The sequence below is a fragment of the Klebsiella sp. 10-1 genome (assembly GCF_009758445.1).
GTDB lineage: Bacteria > Pseudomonadota > Gammaproteobacteria > Enterobacterales > Enterobacteriaceae > Klebsiella > Klebsiella scottii.
The window spans coordinates 881,114-895,752 of sequence record NZ_WQRE01000001.1; the positions used below are offsets into that span (position 1 = coordinate 881,114).

Consider the following 14,639-nt stretch of genomic DNA (forward strand, 5'->3'; position numbering starts at 1 on the left):
TATGCCTTACCATGAATTTGAATGCAGTAAATGTATTCCTGAACGTAAACAACATGCGGTTGTGAAAGGGGAAGATGAAAATATTACATCGGCGTTACCTCTGGGGTATTTAAATACTATTCCGGGAACCATCTCCGAACGCGGGTGTGCCTATTGCGGGGCCAAGCATGTTATTGGCACGCCAATTAAAGATGTCATTCATATTAGTCACGGGCCGGTGGGCTGTACGTATGATACCTGGCAAACGAAACGCTACATTAGCGATAACGATAATTTCCAGCTGAAATACACGTTTGCGACTGACATGAAAGAGAAGCATATTGTTTTTGGTGCGGAGAAGGTGCTCAAAAATAATATTATTGAAGCATTCAATGCGCATCCTACCATTAAGCGTATGACCATCTATCAGACCTGCGCTTCAGCCCTGATCGGTGACGATATCGCGGCTATTGCGCAGGAGGTTATGGATGAGCGCCCGGATGTCGATATTTTCGTCTGTAACTCGCCGGGCTTTGCCGGTCCCAGTCAGTCAGGTGGGCATCATAAAATCAATATTGCCTGGGTTAATCAGAAAGTGGGCACCGTCGAGCCGACGATCGTCAGCGATTACGTTATTAACTATGTGGGCGAATACAACATCCAGGGTGACCAGGAAGTGATGGTGGATTTCTTCAGGCGGATGGGGATCCAGGTACTCTCTACTTTTACCGGCAACGGTTCGTATGACGACCTGCGCGCGATGCATAAAGCGCACCTCAACGTGCTGGAGTGCGCCCGTTCGGCGGAGTATATCTGCAATGAGCTGCGCGTACGCTACGGCATTCCGCGCCTGGATATTGACGGTTTCGGCTTCGGACCGCTGTCCGACTCATTGCGTAAGATTGGCCTCTTTTTTGGTATCGAAGATCGCGCTCAGGCAATTATCGATGAAGAAGTGGCGCGCTGGAAACCCGAGCTGGACTGGTATCGGGAGCGGCTGAAAGGTAAGAAAGTCTGCCTCTGGCCGGGGGGCTCTAAGCTGTGGCACTGGGCGCACGTGATCCATGAAGAGATGGGCCTGGAGGTGGTATCGCTTTATACCAAATTCGGCCATCAGGGCGATATGGAAAAGGGGATTGCTCGCTGTGAAGCCGGGGCGCTCGCCATCGACGACCCTAATGAGCTGGAGTCGCTGGAGGCGATGTACACCCTGAAACCGGACGTCATTTTTACCGGCAAACGCCCTGGCGAGGTGGCGAAGAAAATTCGCGTGCCGTACCTCAACGCCCATGCTTACCACAATGGCCCCTATAAAGGTTTTGAAGGCTGGGTGCGTTTCGCGCGCGATATCTACAACGCGATTTACTCGCCAGTCCATCAGCTGGCCAAACTCGACATCAGCCAGGACGTTATCCCTACAACTCAGGGCTTTGCCACGGCGCGCATGCTCTCTGACGCCAGCCTGAGCGAAGAGATACGCAACAGCCCGGATCTGCGTGAATACACCGGCGGCTACGACAGCGTGACGAAGCTGCGCGAGCGCGAATACCCGGATTTCCCGGCGCAGGCTTCAGGCCGCCAGGAGGCCGTATGACCCAGGATGAAAAAATCGAGCAGATGGTGGATTACATCATGAAGCACTGCCTGTGGCAGTTTCACTCTCGTAGCTGGGATCGGGAAAAGCAGAACGCTGGCGTACTGGGAAAAACCCGTGAACTGCTGTGCGGCGAACCCGTCACCCTGGATACCCCTGCGGACCGCTGCTACTGGGCTGACGCAATGGTGCTGGCGGATGCATGGCGTGCGCGCTTTACGTGGCTGAAGTCGATGAGCGTCGATGCCGTTGCCGAACTGATGGATGCGCTGCATCAGCGCCTGAACTATCTGACTATTACCGGTTCACTCAACGCCGAGCTGACCGATAAGCGTTATTAAGAGGGGTTGATCATGTCTTGTGAACTGAAAGCGAAAGATCGCACCGGGGTAATCAATCCCATTTTTACCTGTCAGCCTGCGGGCGCGCAGTATGTCAGTATTGGCATTAAGGACTGTATCGGCATTGTTCATGGGGGACAGGGCTGCGTGATGTTTGTCCGTTTGTTGATTTCCCAGCATCTGAAGGAGAGCTTCGAGATTGCCTCGTCGTCGGTTCATGAAGATGGTGCGGTATTTGGCGCGCTTGACCGGGTTGAACAGGCGGTGGATGTGCTGCTGATGCGCTATCCCCACGTTAAGGTTATCCCGATTATCACGACCTGTTCCACGGAGGTTATCGGGGACGATGTGGACGGCGTCGTGCGTAAGCTCAACGATGGGCTGCTGAAGGAGAAATACGCCGGCCGGGAAGTGCATCTGATCCCCATCCATACGCCGAGTTTTGTCGGCAGTATGATCAGCGGCTATGACCTTGCCGTGCGCGATATGGTGAAATATTTCGCCCGCAAAAGCGAACCTAGCGGCAAGCTGAATTTGATAACCGGATGGGTCAATCCGGGGGACGTTACGGCCCTTAAGCATCTGCTGACGGAGATGGCGATCGACGCGACAGTATTGTTCGAAATTGAAGCGTTCGATTCGCCGCTGATGCCTTCCGGGAACCATGTGTCCCACGGCAACACCACGATTGCCGATCTGGTCGGTACCGCTAACGCGACCGCTACCCTTGCGCTCAACCGTTATGAAGGGGCAAAAGCGGCCCGCTATCTGGAGGAGACCTTCGAAGTGCCCGCGCTGATTGGCCCGACGCCGATTGGCATTCGAAACACCGATACTTTTTTGCAAAACCTCAAAAACCTGACCGGCAAACCTGTTCCGCCATCGCTGGTGCGCGAGCGCGGTATCGCCCTCGATGCCCTGACCGACCTGGTGCATATGTTTCTCGCCGACAAAAAGGTGGCGATTTACGGCAACCCGGACCTGGTCGTAGGGCTGGCGGAATTCTGTCTCGACCTTGAGATGAAGCCGATGCTGCTGCTGCTCGGCGACGATAACGCCGGCTACGGCAGCGACCCGCGTATCCAGGCGCTGCAGCAGCAGGTGGATTACAAGATGGAGATTGTCACCAACGCTGACCTCTGGGAGATGGAGAAGCGCATCACGGATGGCTCCCTGGAGCTGGATTTGATCCTCGGGCATTCAAAAGGACGCTTTACCGCCATCGACAACCAGATCCCGATGGTCAGAGTCGGCTTCCCCACTTACGACCGCGCCGGCCATTACCGGCACCCGGTCGTGGGCTATGCCGGGGCCATCTGGCTCGCGGAACAGATGGCCAATACGCTCTTTACCGATATGGAATACAAGAAAAATAAAGAGTGGATCCTCAACGTCTGGTAGTCGCCGTATCCAACGCCGGGGGAACCCGGCTTTTTTCCTGGAGAATATCTATGTCGACGTTACTGTTTGAAAGCGACGACCAGCGCTTTAGCCGCTGCTATGAACACGCCTGCGGCTATCATCATCGGGCGCGACTGCTGGTGGATCAGACCCGGTCATCAAGCCTGGTGTTCAACGTCGGGGCCATTGCGGTGGAGTGTTATCTCATCGCGCTCTGCGCCCTGTATGGCGATATGCCGCTCAACCACAACTACCGCAGCCTGTTGTGCAGTATTGAAGAACACCTTGAGATCGACGATGCGCTCCGGCAGAACATTTTGTCACTGGATACCATTTTCGGCATCTGCTCCGTTGATGACTATCACCACGGCGCCCCTGATGAGAGCGACGGGGCACGCATTCTGGTGCTTTGCGATGAGCTGGATGCGTTAATCAAGGCCGGGCGGGTAGCGCTCGCGGAGAGATCGTGATGGAGACTTCCTCATTCATGTTCGGACACCCGCACGGTGAAATGCGTCGGGATGAACGCGAGATAACCGACCTGGCAGAAATCGACGCCATTCTGACCCAGGAGAGGGTGATGCATATCGCGTTATCCTGCGATGACGTACCGTTTCTGCTGCCGGTTTTCTACGTATGGGATGGTTCATCGATCTATTTTCACTCTGCCCGCGCTGGCAGCAAAATTGAGATCATGAAAAAAAACCGGGCAATCTGCTTTGCTATCTCTCAGTTCGGCGGGGTGGTGGAAGATCCTCTGGCCTGTAATTATGAAGCGCGGCACCGCACGGTTATTGGCCTGGGGAAAACGTATTTCGTTCAGGATGATGCGGAAAAAATTGCCATGCTCCATCGGCTGATGGCGCGTTTTAGTCGCAAATCCTTCACCTTTCCGGCGGCTAACCTGACGGCGACGCAGGTTATCCGCATCGACATTACGTCGATGAAAGGTAAGCAGCACGGCTTTTAATGGGGGGAATGCCATGAAGATCGCCGTATTTGTTGATGAACGAGGCATAACGGCCCCGCTGGGCCAGTCCGGCTATGTCAACGTCTTTACCCGCGAAGAGGGCCAGTGGCAGAGCTGTCAGCGTATCCCTTTTGCTCTCTCACCTACGCTTACGCTTAGCCAAATTCGCCAGCGTACGCTATCCATGCTGGCCGAGCTGCCGCACTGTCGGCATTTTGTCGCCAGCGAGATCCGCGGCGCGCTGCTGGCATGGCTCGACGGCATGGGGCTAACCATGTGGAAAACGAGCGGCAGGCCGGAAGACTTTCTGGATCGTATCGTCGTGCAGATACCGCCCGCGCCTGAACCTGTCACCCTCCTTCCTCAGGCATTCATCATGCCCGCCGAGGGGGAAGGGGCGTTTCGCGTTGATTTGCTGGCGGCGCTGCAGAGTGGCGGAGCGCACACCTCGAAGCGGCTGCTGATGCCGTTCTTCGAGCAGCAGACGTTTAGTTCGCTGGAGATCCGCTGCGACCATCTGCCAAAGTGGTTTTCTGCTCTGGACCCTGCCCGTTTTACCTGGCGCGTCATGCCCGGCGGCGACGGCATGCTCAGCGTCATGGTGGAGCCTGTACGCTAATGTACGAAAGCCAACAATAATGTACCTTGCGGAACACTTTCTCCCGTCGTGCGCGCCTGGTTTTTTAAAGAAATAAATAAATTCAATTGGTTATGTTGCGCTCGTTTCAGGCTGCGCTGGCGTTGATTTTGCATCAGAGAACGCAGGCGGTTTAACGCCGCTCGCTCGTGAGTCTGGTCGTCTATTTATCGGGAGAAACGCGATGCACCTTGAGAAAAGAGCTTTTAACCTGACCGGCGCGACACTTTCCCCCCTAACGGAGCCGCTGTCGTTCAGCTGCCGTCTGGGGGAGTGCCGTTCTGAACTGATGCCGCTGCTCTCGGAGGTCAGTAAAGTGGTCAGCGCAGAGGGAAAACTTTCGCGCACCCTGAAGCTGGTGCTGGAGCTGATGCAAAAACATATGCAGGTGATCCGCGCCATGATTACCCTCTATGACGCGAGTTGCGATCAAATCTTTATCCATGAAAGCTACGGCCTGTCGCCGGAAGAGGTGGAAAAAGGCGTCTATGCGCCGGGGGAAGGCATCACGGGACGGGTGATTGAGACGCGACAGCCCATCGTGGTGCCGCATATTGCCGATGACCCTTTATTCCTTAACCGTACCGGCAGCTGGGATAAGCAGCGTGACGGGCAGCACTCGTTTATATGCGTCCCGATTATCCGTGGCCTAAAGGTGATGGGGACCATCGGCATTGAACGCGTTTACAACAATGTCCAGCTGCGTTTTTTAGATCTGGAAGTGCTGCGGGTCATTGCGGCCATTATTGCTCAGGCGGTGGAGCTTCATTTACTGGAGCGCGCGCACAAAAAAGTGCTGCGGGCGCACAGTACGGCCATCAGTCAAAGCGCGGAAAAGTATAAGCCTGCCAATATTATCGGCAACTCCCGCGCCATGCAGGCGGTATATCAGCTGATTGATAAAGTCAGCCACGCGCGCACCACCGTGCTGATCCTCGGAGAGAGCGGAGTTGGCAAAGAGCGGGTAGCTACGGCGATTCACCAGAACAGCCACTGTTCGGCGGGCCCCTTCATCAAATTCAACTGCGCGTCATTGCCGGAGAGCGTTATTGAGAGCGAACTTTTCGGCCATGAGAAAGGGGCGTTTACCGGGGCCATTTCCCGCCGGGCAGGACGTTTTGAAGAGGCGGATGGCGGTACGATTTTTCTTGATGAAGTCGGCGAACTCTCGCCCTCGGCGCAATCCAAACTGCTGCGCGTCATACAGGAGCGCAGCTTTGAGCGAGTGGGCAGTAACGATACGCTGCAGGTTAACGTCCGGATCCTCGCCGCCACCCATCGGGATCTCAGTGAGATGGTCGGGAAGGGGACGTTTCGCGAAGACCTCTATTATCGCCTGAACGTCTTCCCGGTTACCATTCCCCCCCTGCGCGAACGCGGGAACGATATTTTCATTCTTGCCGATCACTTCAATGCCTGGTTTGCCCGCGAGCAGGGGGTAGAGATCCCCACTATCGCCACGCCTGCGCTGAATATGCTGCTCAACTACGACTGGCCAGGCAACGTACGGGAGCTGGAAAACGTAATGGAGAGAGCGGTGCTGCTGGCGGATGAAGGTATCATTCATGCCTGGCATCTCCCCCTGTCGCTTCAGCCGGTGATTGAGCATCTGGCGGAGCAGGATGGCCTGGAGGCTCGCCTTTCGCGAATCGAATACGATCTGATTGTTGAAGCGCTGGGCATGTTTCAGGGAAATGTCTCTCGCGCCGCCGCGCATCTGAATATGACGCGTCGGGCGCTGGGGCTAAGGCTGGAAAAATACCGCTTGAACTACAAACAGTTTCGGGGGCAAGCCTGACGATGACGCGTAACAACCGCGACAATATCCATACGCCTGAGCGTCCGGCACCCAGGCACAGTGAACCCCGCCCGCTGATTGCCCATTCGCCAGCGATGAAACAGGTGATGACCCGCTTGCAACAATATGCGTCAGTGCAAACGCCGGTGCTGCTGCGCGGCGAACCCGGAACCGGAAAAGATACCATCGCGCGCGCCCTGCATCGCGGGTCGTCCTGGCGGGAAGGTCCCTTTGTGAAGCTTGCCTGCGATCATGTGGCGGAAGAGGAGGTATTGCACGCGTTGCTGGGAGATGCCATGCGCACGCCGCCGGTGCCCGGAGCGTTGGAGCAGGCGGCGGGCGGAACTCTTTTTCTAAGCGAGATCGGTCACTTTTCATTACGCCTGCAACGGCTGTTGATACTGCTGCTTGAGCAACGTCCTTTTCTCTCTCCGGTCGATAATCGCAGCCGGTGCGGCGATACCCGGCTGGTGTGCGCCAGCGAGCTTAATCTGGAGGAACGGGTTGCTCAGGGCGCTTTTTTGCCGGAGCTATATTACCGCTTGCACGTGGCCAGTATTCCGCTCCCGCCGCTAAGTGAACGACCTGAGGATCTCCCTGGGCTGGTGGAGGATTTTTTTCGCCGCTTTAACCGGCACAATCACGTTAAGGTGCAGTTGGATCCGCAGGCGCTTTCGCCGCTGTATGTTTGCCAGTGGCCTGGCAATCAGCGCGATCTGGAAAACTGTCTTGAATATGCGGTGCTGCATCGCCAGAGCGATATCATTGCGCAACTGCCCTGTATTCAGGGACACTGTCTGCGTAAGCAGCTGAATTTGCGTATTGAAAACTACAGTAAACGACGGAGAAATATCTCTCTGCCGGAACCTGCCGGCGGGTGGGATCCCTGCCGGGCGCCCGCAAATATCCAGGCGCCGACGGCGATGACGGTAAGCGGTAGCGATGCGGATGACGAAATTCGGCATCGATTTATTACGGCACTGGAGAAAAGCGGATGGGTAAAAGCCAAAGCCGCGCGGTTGCTCAATATCACGCCGCGCCAGCTCTATTATGCGCTTCATAAGCTGAAGATTGAGGTGCGAAAATTTTGAATGAAAATAGGGGAAGGTCATCTTACTCAGAACAACGCCAATAATGACATCCTGCTTTCTTGTATGTTCCATAAGCTATTCCCCGTCAGCAGATGGGGAGATAATAAGTATCCTTATTACGTCATGCGCCAACCCATATCCAATTGATGTACCCCAAATGCCCTCCGGTAATTTTGCTTCAACGGACTCCTTTACCGACGGCGGCTTGAGCTATAGCCAAAATGAAGAATGCCGACACAGCAATTGCTAAGTTACTATTTTGGTTCCATAAAATCCGGGAGAACGGGTACCGGCAGCACGGAAAGGACTTTTAAGCGCTGCAAAGTTCGGACCTGGGCGCGTTCGAGATGATCTTTCAGGCAGGCTGCCGCCAGGGGCCAGTTTCCTTTCAGCAGCATGCCATACACCAGAGCGTGTTCCTCCAGCGTGGTTGTTTCCACCGGGATAGCAAGTAAATCGTAGAAGATGCGCGTGACGATGAAGGGGGACTGATGCTGACGCAGGATTTGCATCATCAACTTATTACCGGCAGGTTCGAGGCAGCGGACGTGCAAATCCTCTTCAAGTAATTCCAGCTCCGTGGCCGTCAGCTGCCGGCCTTTGTATTTATGCGTCTTTTCCAGCATGGAAGCAATCCACTCCGCCTGGAGGAGAGGGCCAGCCTTGCAGAGCGCCGCGGGTTCGAGGCTGGCGCGGATCTCAAAGTGATCCGCGATTTCTCGAGCGGTAAGCGGTCCCGTCAACCACTGTGAATAGGGCTCTTTTTCTACCAGTCCCTTATCGCGCAAGCGCATCAGGCTTTCACGGACCACCGACCGACTCACGTTGTAGTACAGCGCCGCCTTTTGCTCATTAACCTGATAACAACCGAACACCATCGCGGTTGAAAGCACGATCTGCAGCCCTTCCAGTACCTTCTCCCCGCTGGTACGAGTGTCCACCAGCGCTTGCTGCTCGTTAAGCCCGAACAATTCTCGCGTTAAGGCAATACGCAAGGGTTCTACGGCTTCCGCATCCTGCGCCACGATAAAGCCGCGACCCTCAAATCGGGTAATCAGACCTTCTTCATGTAACAGACTTAACGCCCGGCGCACCGGTACCCGGCTGGTGCCGAATAGTTGCGCTAACGGACCTTCCAGCAGCACCAGGCCCTTAGGCACTCGCTGCTCTATCAAGGTGTGACGTAAAAACTGCCGAATGACTTCATAGCGCGCAGAGGCGGTTTCTTCCGTTGCCGCATGCGAAGGGTTTGTCTGCATGACCATATTTTCGATCCTTACCTCATCGCACTTACCTTATCACATCCTGCTCAATGACATAGCTACCCGCATCGCTGGCACCGCCGTGGTGCAGAATGCCCTTTAATGGACCATTGATAACAAAATACATTTTGTTCCATGTCGTGCCGATCCGGGGAAGCAGGAGCAGAGGCCGCAACAGCTATGCTTCATCTCCATGATATTTAATGATTAATACAAATATAATACACTTTGATCACATTTTGGTCACTTATTTGTCGTTTTATTGGCATTCGTTTTGCTATGTTTAAATGGATTTTTAATTAAATATACATTTAAGGTGAGCATGAACGCCAACACGATCCGCCAGCAGTTCCAGCAGGGCCAACTCGATGCCTGCTCTATTGCCGCACTGTTTGCCGAGGGCCAGCTCTCACCGCTCGATTTCACCGACGCATGCCTGGCGGCGGCGGAGAAATCGAGCGGCATTTTCATAACTCTGACTCCCGAGCGCGCTCGTAAAGAGGCGGCGGCGTCGGCGCGGCGCTGGCAGCAAGGGGCGCCGTTGAGCGCGCTGGACGGTATCCCCGTCGCCTGGAAGGATCTGTTTGATATTGCGGGCACACGCACGACGGCAGGGTCGGCAACCCGCCGGAACGCCCCGGCGGCCGTTTGCGACGCCGCGCTGGTGGCGCGTCTGACCCAGGCGGGGATGGTCACGATGGGTAAAACCAACCTGAGCGAATTTGCTTTCTCCGGACTGGGCATTAACCCGACGTTCGGCACCCCGGCCCTGCTGGCGGCTGACGGTGAAGAACAGGTCCCGGGCGGTTCTTCCAGCGGCGCGGCCAGAGCGGTAGCGCTGGGGCTGGCCTGCATTGCGATGGGGACGGATACCGCGGGTTCGGTACGGATCCCGGCGGCGTTCAACGGCGTGATGGGATATCGCTCCAGCCGTCAGCGCTATGACGCGAGCGGGGTGTTCCCTCTCGCCGATTCGCTGGACACGCTCGGCCCGCTGTGCCGTAGCGTTCGCGATGCCCGCGCGCTGGATGCGATTCTCTGCGGCGTGGAAGAGGAGACGTACCCGGCTCCGGCGCTGGTTGTTGATTCTCAACTTATGGACGCCGCTGATGCTGCGGTCCGGGAACAGGGCTATCGCCTGCTTTCGTCCCTGGCTGCCGCAGGTATCGCCGTGGAGTACCGGCGGCTAAACGCCTTCCATGATGCGCTCGCCTGGATTGCGGCGCACGGCTGGCCGGGGGCCGTTGAGGCTTTCCAGCTACATGCTGCGCTGCTGTCATCGCCTGCGGCGGAAAATATCGATCCGTTTATTCGTCGCCGCCTGATGGCTTCCGGGCGCATTGACCCGGCGGTGCTAACCACGTTTTTGCGCCAGCGGCCGCTGTGGCAGCAGGCGCTGGCCGATGAGCTCAATGGTGCGGTGCTGGTGACGCCGACGGTGGCGCATACCGCGCCGCGCCTGGCGCCGCTGGTTGCGGATGCGGAGGCTTTCGCCGTGGTCAATAGCGCGACGCTGCGTTTGACCATGCCCGGCAGTTTGCTGGATATGCCCGGCGTCGCGTTGCCGAGCGGGGTGACGGCTAACGGGCTGTTCACCAGTCTGCTCTTCTCACTACCGACCGGCGAGGATCGCCGTCTCTTGATGGCCGCCAGTGCGGTATCCGACCTTCTTGCGCAGCGGCATGCCGCCTGCGCTGACCCGTTGTATCTCAACTCTTAAGGAAATGAAATATGGCCAAAGACATCCTTTGCGCGTTTGGTGTAGACGTTGATGCCGTTGCCGGCTGGCTGGGTTCGTACGGCGGGGAAGATTCGCCGGATGATATCTCGCGCGGTCTGTTCGCCGGCGAGGTGGGGGCGCCGCGGTTGCTGAAAATGTTCGCGGAACAGAACCTGCGCACCACCTGGTTTATCCCGGGCCACTCGATTGAGACCTTCCCGGAGCAGATGAAAGCGGTTGTTGATGCCGGGCATGAGGTCGGGATCCATGGCTATAGCCATGAAAACCCGATTGCGATGACCCCGGCTCAGGAGGAAGCGGTACTGGATCGCAGTATCGAACTGGTGACGAAGTTAGCGGGTAAACGCCCCACAGGCTATGTGGCCCCCTGGTGGGAGTTCAGCAACGTGACCAACGAGCTGCTGTTGAAAAAAGGGATTAAATACGACCACAGCCTGATGCACAACGACTTCCATCCCTACTACGTGCGGGTTGGCGACAGCTGGACCAAAATCGACTACAGCCAGCATCCGGACGCCTGGATGAAGCCGCTGCAGCGTGGTGAAGAGACTGATTTGGTGGAAATTCCCGCTAACTGGTACCTCGACGATCTGCCGCCGATGATGTTTATCAAAAAATCCCCCAACAGCCACGGCTTCGTCAATCCGCGCCATCTGGAGGAGATGTGGCGCGATCAGTTCGATTGGGTCTATCGCGAAAATGATTACGCCGTCTTCACCATGACCATCCACCCTGATGTTTCCGGCCGTCCCCAGGTGCTGCTGATGCTCGAGCGCCTGATTCAGTACATCCGCAGCCACGAAGGGGTGCGTTTTGTCACCTTTGATGAGATTGCGGACGATTTCAAGGCGCGCAAACCGCGCTCGGCATAATGTCATTTAACCCCGACCGAGGGATTACGCTATGAGCATTTTTAAGAAAACCTCCGTAAACGGCTGGCAGCCGCAGCAGTTGACTATCAAGGATGTGAAATTCGCCACCTGGATTGCATTTTTTGCCTGGGTTTTTGCTGTATACGATTTCATTTTGTTTGGTACTTTGCTGCCGGAAATAGGCGTGCATTTTGGCTGGGACGAGGTTGAGCAGGCGGAAATCGCCACCTGGGTCGCGGTTGGCGGGGCGGTAATCGCGCTGGCGATCGGCCCGCTGGTGGACCGCCTGGGTCGGCGGATGGGAATTGTTATTACCGTCGGCGGCGCCGCGCTTTGCTCATTACTGACCGCCGTAGGCGGCTCCTGGGGGAAAGGCGCGCTCACGGCGATTCGCTCAGTCGCCGGGTTGGGGTATGCCGAGCAAACGGTGAATGCGACATATTTATCCGAGCTATATACCGCCATTGACGACCCGAAGCTCAATAAGCGCAAAGGCTTTGTCTATAGCCTGGTGCAAGGAGGATGGCCGGTGGGTGCCCTGGTGGCTTCGGCGCTGACCGCTATTCTGATGCCGATTATCGGCTGGCAGGGCAGCTTTATTTTCGCCGCCTTACCTTCACTGATTATCGCGGTGTTGGCGTTAAAGCTGAAAGAGACGCCGCAGTTTCAGGTGCAGAAAAAGATCCAGCAGCTGCGCGAGCAAGGCAATGTTGCCGATGCGCGCCAGGTGGCGGCGGATTATCAGGTTTCCTGGGAAGAGCATCACCGCGGCGGCATCGCCGCAGCCTTTCGCGGTCCCTCGCTGCGCGCCACGCTGGTGCTGGGTGCGGCGGTGCTGATTAACTGGTTCGCCATTCAGATTTTTAGCGTGCTGGGCACCACGGTCATTACCAAAACTCACGATGTCTCCTTTAATAACTCGCTGCTGATCTTGATTCTGTCGAATCTGGTGGGCTATTGCGGCTACCTGGCCCACGGCTGGCTTGGCGACCGGATTGGCCGGCGTAACACCATCGCGGTCGGCTGGATGCTGGGGGGGATCGCTTTTGCCGGCATGCTGTTCTGCCCGGACAACTTTGCCACGATCGTCGCGTTGTACAGCATTGGATTATTTTTCCTGATCGGTCCCTATGCCGCGGCGCTGTTTTTCATTAGCGAAAGCTTCCCTACCGCGATCCGCGCTACGGCGGGCGCACTAATCGGCGCGATGGGGCCGGTCGGGGCGATTATCGCCAGCGTCGGTACTACCGCCGTGCTGAGCCACGGCGGCAACTGGCAGGATGCGGCGCTGTGGTTCGGGGCGGTTCCGTGCTTCATCTCCGGCATCGTGATGTGGTTTGCGCGTGCCGATATGCAAAGCGCGGCAGCAGTCAAAAATGCGGTTAACACTGAGCCTCAAATTTAAGGAGCGATTATGCACATGACGATTTCCAGCCAACCTGTCGCCGCCATCAGCGGCGCAGCGAGCGGTATTGGGCTGGCGTTAGCGACGCTGTACGCCCGGCGCGGCGTTCGCGTGATTGCGGGCTACTACCCTGACGATCCGCATGACCCTGCCGCCGCCGCGGCTCAGGTCGAGGCCGCCGGAGGGGAGGCGCTCTGGCTGCCGCTGGACGTGGCCGACACCGCGTCGGTGGATGCGTTTATCTCCCAGGGGGTGAACCATTTTGGCCGTCTTGATTATGTTATTGCCAATGCCGGGATCTTACGCTGTTCGCCGATTGAAGAGATGAGCGACGAGCGGTGGAACGCCATGCTTAATGTTGATTTGACGGGCGTGATGCGTTGTTTTCGCGCCGCGGCCCGACATCTGGGGGACGGCGCTAGCCTGGTGGCTATTTCGTCGATTGCTGGTGGCGTCTACGGCTGGCAGGAGCATGCGCACTATGCGGCGGCGAAGGCTGCCGTGCCTGGGATCTGCCGTTCGTTAGCGGTTGAGCTGGCTCCGCGAGGGGTCCGCTGCAATGCGGTTATTCCCGGCTTGATTGAAACGCCGCAGTCGCTGGATAAACAGAACTCTCTTGGGCCCGAGGGGCTGGCGAAAGCCGCGAAATCTATCCCATTGCAGCGGGTGGGGCGTCCGGAGGATATTGCCCGGGTGGTGGCCTTTCTGACCAGCGCAGAGAGCAGTTATCTGACCGGACAAAGCCTCATTGTTGATGGCGGTCTGACCGTTCGTTGGCCTGATTAAGGAGTCAGTATGCTACTGCAAAACAGACGTTGCGTTATCACCGGGGCGGCCAGCGGAATAGGCGAGGCAATCGCCGTGCTGTTTGCCTGCGAAGGAGCGCGGCTGGTGTTGACCGACCGCGATAGCGATAGATTGTCCGCCGTGGTTGAACGCTGCCGACAGTCAGGGGCGGTATGCCAGGGCATCGTCGCCGATGTCGGCGAGGTCGCCGGGGCGACCGCCGGGGTTGATGCCTGTCTTGAATACTATGAAGGCATTGATGTGCTGGTCAACAACGCGGGTATGCTGACCCAGGCGCGCTGTAGCGACATCACGCTGGAGATGTGGGAAACGATGATGGCGGTGGATCTGCGCAGCGTGTTTCTGGCGAGCCAGCGTGCGCTACCGGCGATGCTGGCACAGCGATGGGGGCGCATTATTAATATTGCCTCCCAGCTGGGCATTAAGGGTGGGGCTGAGCTGTGTCACTATGCGGCGGCGAAGGCGGGGGTGATAGGCCTGACAAAATCACTGGCGCTGGAGGTCTCTTCCGGCAACGTGCTGGTGAACGCTATCGCGCCTGGGCCGATTGATACACCGCTCATCGACGGGATTAACCAGGCCTGGAAGGCGGCGAAAGCGGCAGAGCTGCCGTTGGGCCGCTTTGGACGAGCGGAAGAGGTGGCGCCGGTGGCGTTGCTGCTGGCCAGCGAACCCGGCGGCAACCTGTTTGCCGGCCAGACGCTGGGCCCTAATTCTGGCGATGTGATGCCCTAAGGAGCC

Annotated in this window: 14 protein-coding genes; 13 read left to right on the forward strand and 1 reads right to left on the reverse strand. The window is 57.1% G+C overall.

The annotated features are described in order from the left end of the window. The first annotated feature begins 1 nt into the window (after position 1). The 8 genes from anfD to GO007_RS04140 all read left to right on the forward strand — a co-directional run bounded on the left by anfD (position 2) and on the right by GO007_RS04140 (position 7,811). The gene (anfD, locus tag GO007_RS04105) at positions 2-1,573 is read left to right on the forward strand and encodes a nitrogenase iron-iron protein, alpha chain (protein WP_095095864.1); all 1,572 of its coding nucleotides are present in this window, start codon (positions 2-4) and stop codon (positions 1,571-1,573) included. Next, a complete protein-coding gene (gene anfG / locus GO007_RS04110) occupies positions 1,570-1,914 on the forward strand; it encodes a Fe-only nitrogenase subunit delta (RefSeq protein WP_095095867.1) in 345 nt (114 codons plus the stop codon). The genes anfD and anfG overlap by 4 nt, the downstream gene beginning before the upstream one ends. Before the next feature lie 12 nt (positions 1,915-1,926). Further along, positions 1,927-3,315, forward strand: a complete 1,389-nt coding sequence (gene anfK, locus GO007_RS04115) for a Fe-only nitrogenase subunit beta (RefSeq protein ID WP_095095870.1) — start codon at positions 1,927-1,929, stop codon at positions 3,313-3,315. A gap of 50 nt (positions 3,316-3,365) precedes the next feature. Next, positions 3,366-3,785 (forward strand): hypothetical protein, encoded by a 420-nt coding sequence (locus GO007_RS04120; protein ID WP_095095873.1) that lies wholly within the window; start codon positions 3,366-3,368, stop codon positions 3,783-3,785. Further along, positions 3,785-4,285, forward strand: coding sequence for a pyridoxamine 5'-phosphate oxidase family protein (locus GO007_RS04125; RefSeq protein WP_223261745.1), 501 nt, complete (start codon positions 3,785-3,787; stop codon positions 4,283-4,285). The genes GO007_RS04120 and GO007_RS04125 overlap by 1 nt, the downstream gene beginning before the upstream one ends. A gap of 13 nt (positions 4,286-4,298) precedes the next feature. Next, positions 4,299-4,904 carry a Fe-only nitrogenase accessory AnfO family protein gene (locus GO007_RS04130; RefSeq protein WP_095095876.1) on the forward strand — a complete coding sequence of 202 codons (606 nt, stop codon included), beginning with the start codon at positions 4,299-4,301 and terminating at the stop codon, positions 4,902-4,904. A gap of 202 nt (positions 4,905-5,106) precedes the next feature. Further along, positions 5,107-6,720, forward strand: a complete 1,614-nt coding sequence (locus GO007_RS04135; RefSeq protein ID WP_095095879.1) for a sigma-54 interaction domain-containing protein — start codon at positions 5,107-5,109, stop codon at positions 6,718-6,720. A 2-nt stretch (positions 6,721-6,722) separates the two neighbouring features. Then, on the forward strand, positions 6,723-7,811 hold the full coding sequence (locus tag GO007_RS04140) for a sigma 54-interacting transcriptional regulator (protein ID WP_095095882.1): 1,089 nt from the start codon (positions 6,723-6,725) through the stop codon (positions 7,809-7,811). A 254-nt stretch (positions 7,812-8,065) separates the two neighbouring features. On the opposite strand, the gene GO007_RS04145 is transcribed toward GO007_RS04140, so the two are convergent. Next, positions 8,066-9,076, reverse strand: coding sequence for a GntR family transcriptional regulator (locus GO007_RS04145; protein WP_095095885.1), 1,011 nt, complete (start codon positions 9,074-9,076; stop codon positions 8,066-8,068). 319 nt (positions 9,077-9,395) lie between these two features. Here GO007_RS04145 and GO007_RS04150 point away from each other — a divergent pair, with 319 nt between their 5' ends. From GO007_RS04150 to GO007_RS04170, 5 genes are read left to right on the forward strand one after another with little or no spacing between them, the layout of a single operon-like run. Next, positions 9,396-10,793, forward strand: coding sequence for an amidase family protein (locus GO007_RS04150; protein ID WP_095095889.1), 1,398 nt, complete (start codon positions 9,396-9,398; stop codon positions 10,791-10,793). Between the two features lie 11 nt (positions 10,794-10,804). Next, entirely contained in the window at positions 10,805-11,686 is an 882-nt protein-coding gene (locus tag GO007_RS04155) for a polysaccharide deacetylase family protein (protein ID WP_016946041.1), read from the forward strand. Between the two features lie 31 nt (positions 11,687-11,717). Continuing rightward, positions 11,718-13,091 carry an MFS transporter gene (locus tag GO007_RS04160; protein ID WP_095095892.1) on the forward strand — a complete coding sequence of 458 codons (1,374 nt, stop codon included), beginning with the start codon at positions 11,718-11,720 and terminating at the stop codon, positions 13,089-13,091. 9 nt (positions 13,092-13,100) lie between these two features. Further along, positions 13,101-13,877, forward strand: coding sequence for an SDR family NAD(P)-dependent oxidoreductase (locus GO007_RS04165; RefSeq protein WP_095095895.1), 777 nt, complete (start codon positions 13,101-13,103; stop codon positions 13,875-13,877). A 9-nt stretch (positions 13,878-13,886) separates the two neighbouring features. Next, positions 13,887-14,633, forward strand: coding sequence for an SDR family NAD(P)-dependent oxidoreductase (locus GO007_RS04170; RefSeq protein WP_095095898.1), 747 nt, complete (start codon positions 13,887-13,889; stop codon positions 14,631-14,633). Positions 14,634-14,639 lie beyond the last annotated feature (6 nt).

Coding starts and splice junctions, on each gene's coding strand:
- anfD (WP_095095864.1), top strand. CDS start 2: ATGCCTTACCATGAATTTGAATGCAGTAAATGTATTCCTGAACGTAAA.
- GO007_RS04170 (WP_095095898.1), top strand. CDS start 13,887: ATGCTACTGCAAAACAGACGTTGCGTTATCACCGGGGCGGCCAGCGGA.
- GO007_RS04165 (WP_095095895.1), top strand. CDS start 13,101: ATGCACATGACGATTTCCAGCCAACCTGTCGCCGCCATCAGCGGCGCA.
- GO007_RS04130 (WP_095095876.1), top strand. CDS start 4,299: ATGAAGATCGCCGTATTTGTTGATGAACGAGGCATAACGGCCCCGCTG.
- GO007_RS04125 (WP_223261745.1), top strand. CDS start 3,785: ATGGAGACTTCCTCATTCATGTTCGGACACCCGCACGGTGAAATGCGT.
- anfK (WP_095095870.1), top strand. CDS start 1,927: ATGTCTTGTGAACTGAAAGCGAAAGATCGCACCGGGGTAATCAATCCC.
- GO007_RS04160 (WP_095095892.1), top strand. CDS start 11,718: ATGAGCATTTTTAAGAAAACCTCCGTAAACGGCTGGCAGCCGCAGCAG.
- GO007_RS04140 (WP_095095882.1), top strand. CDS start 6,723: ATGACGCGTAACAACCGCGACAATATCCATACGCCTGAGCGTCCGGCA.
- GO007_RS04145 (WP_095095885.1), bottom strand. CDS start 9,076: ATGGTCATGCAGACAAACCCTTCGCATGCGGCAACGGAAGAAACCGCC.
- GO007_RS04150 (WP_095095889.1), top strand. CDS start 9,396: ATGAACGCCAACACGATCCGCCAGCAGTTCCAGCAGGGCCAACTCGAT.
- anfG (WP_095095867.1), top strand. CDS start 1,570: ATGACCCAGGATGAAAAAATCGAGCAGATGGTGGATTACATCATGAAG.
- GO007_RS04120 (WP_095095873.1), top strand. CDS start 3,366: ATGTCGACGTTACTGTTTGAAAGCGACGACCAGCGCTTTAGCCGCTGC.
- GO007_RS04135 (WP_095095879.1), top strand. CDS start 5,107: ATGCACCTTGAGAAAAGAGCTTTTAACCTGACCGGCGCGACACTTTCC.
- GO007_RS04155 (WP_016946041.1), top strand. CDS start 10,805: ATGGCCAAAGACATCCTTTGCGCGTTTGGTGTAGACGTTGATGCCGTT.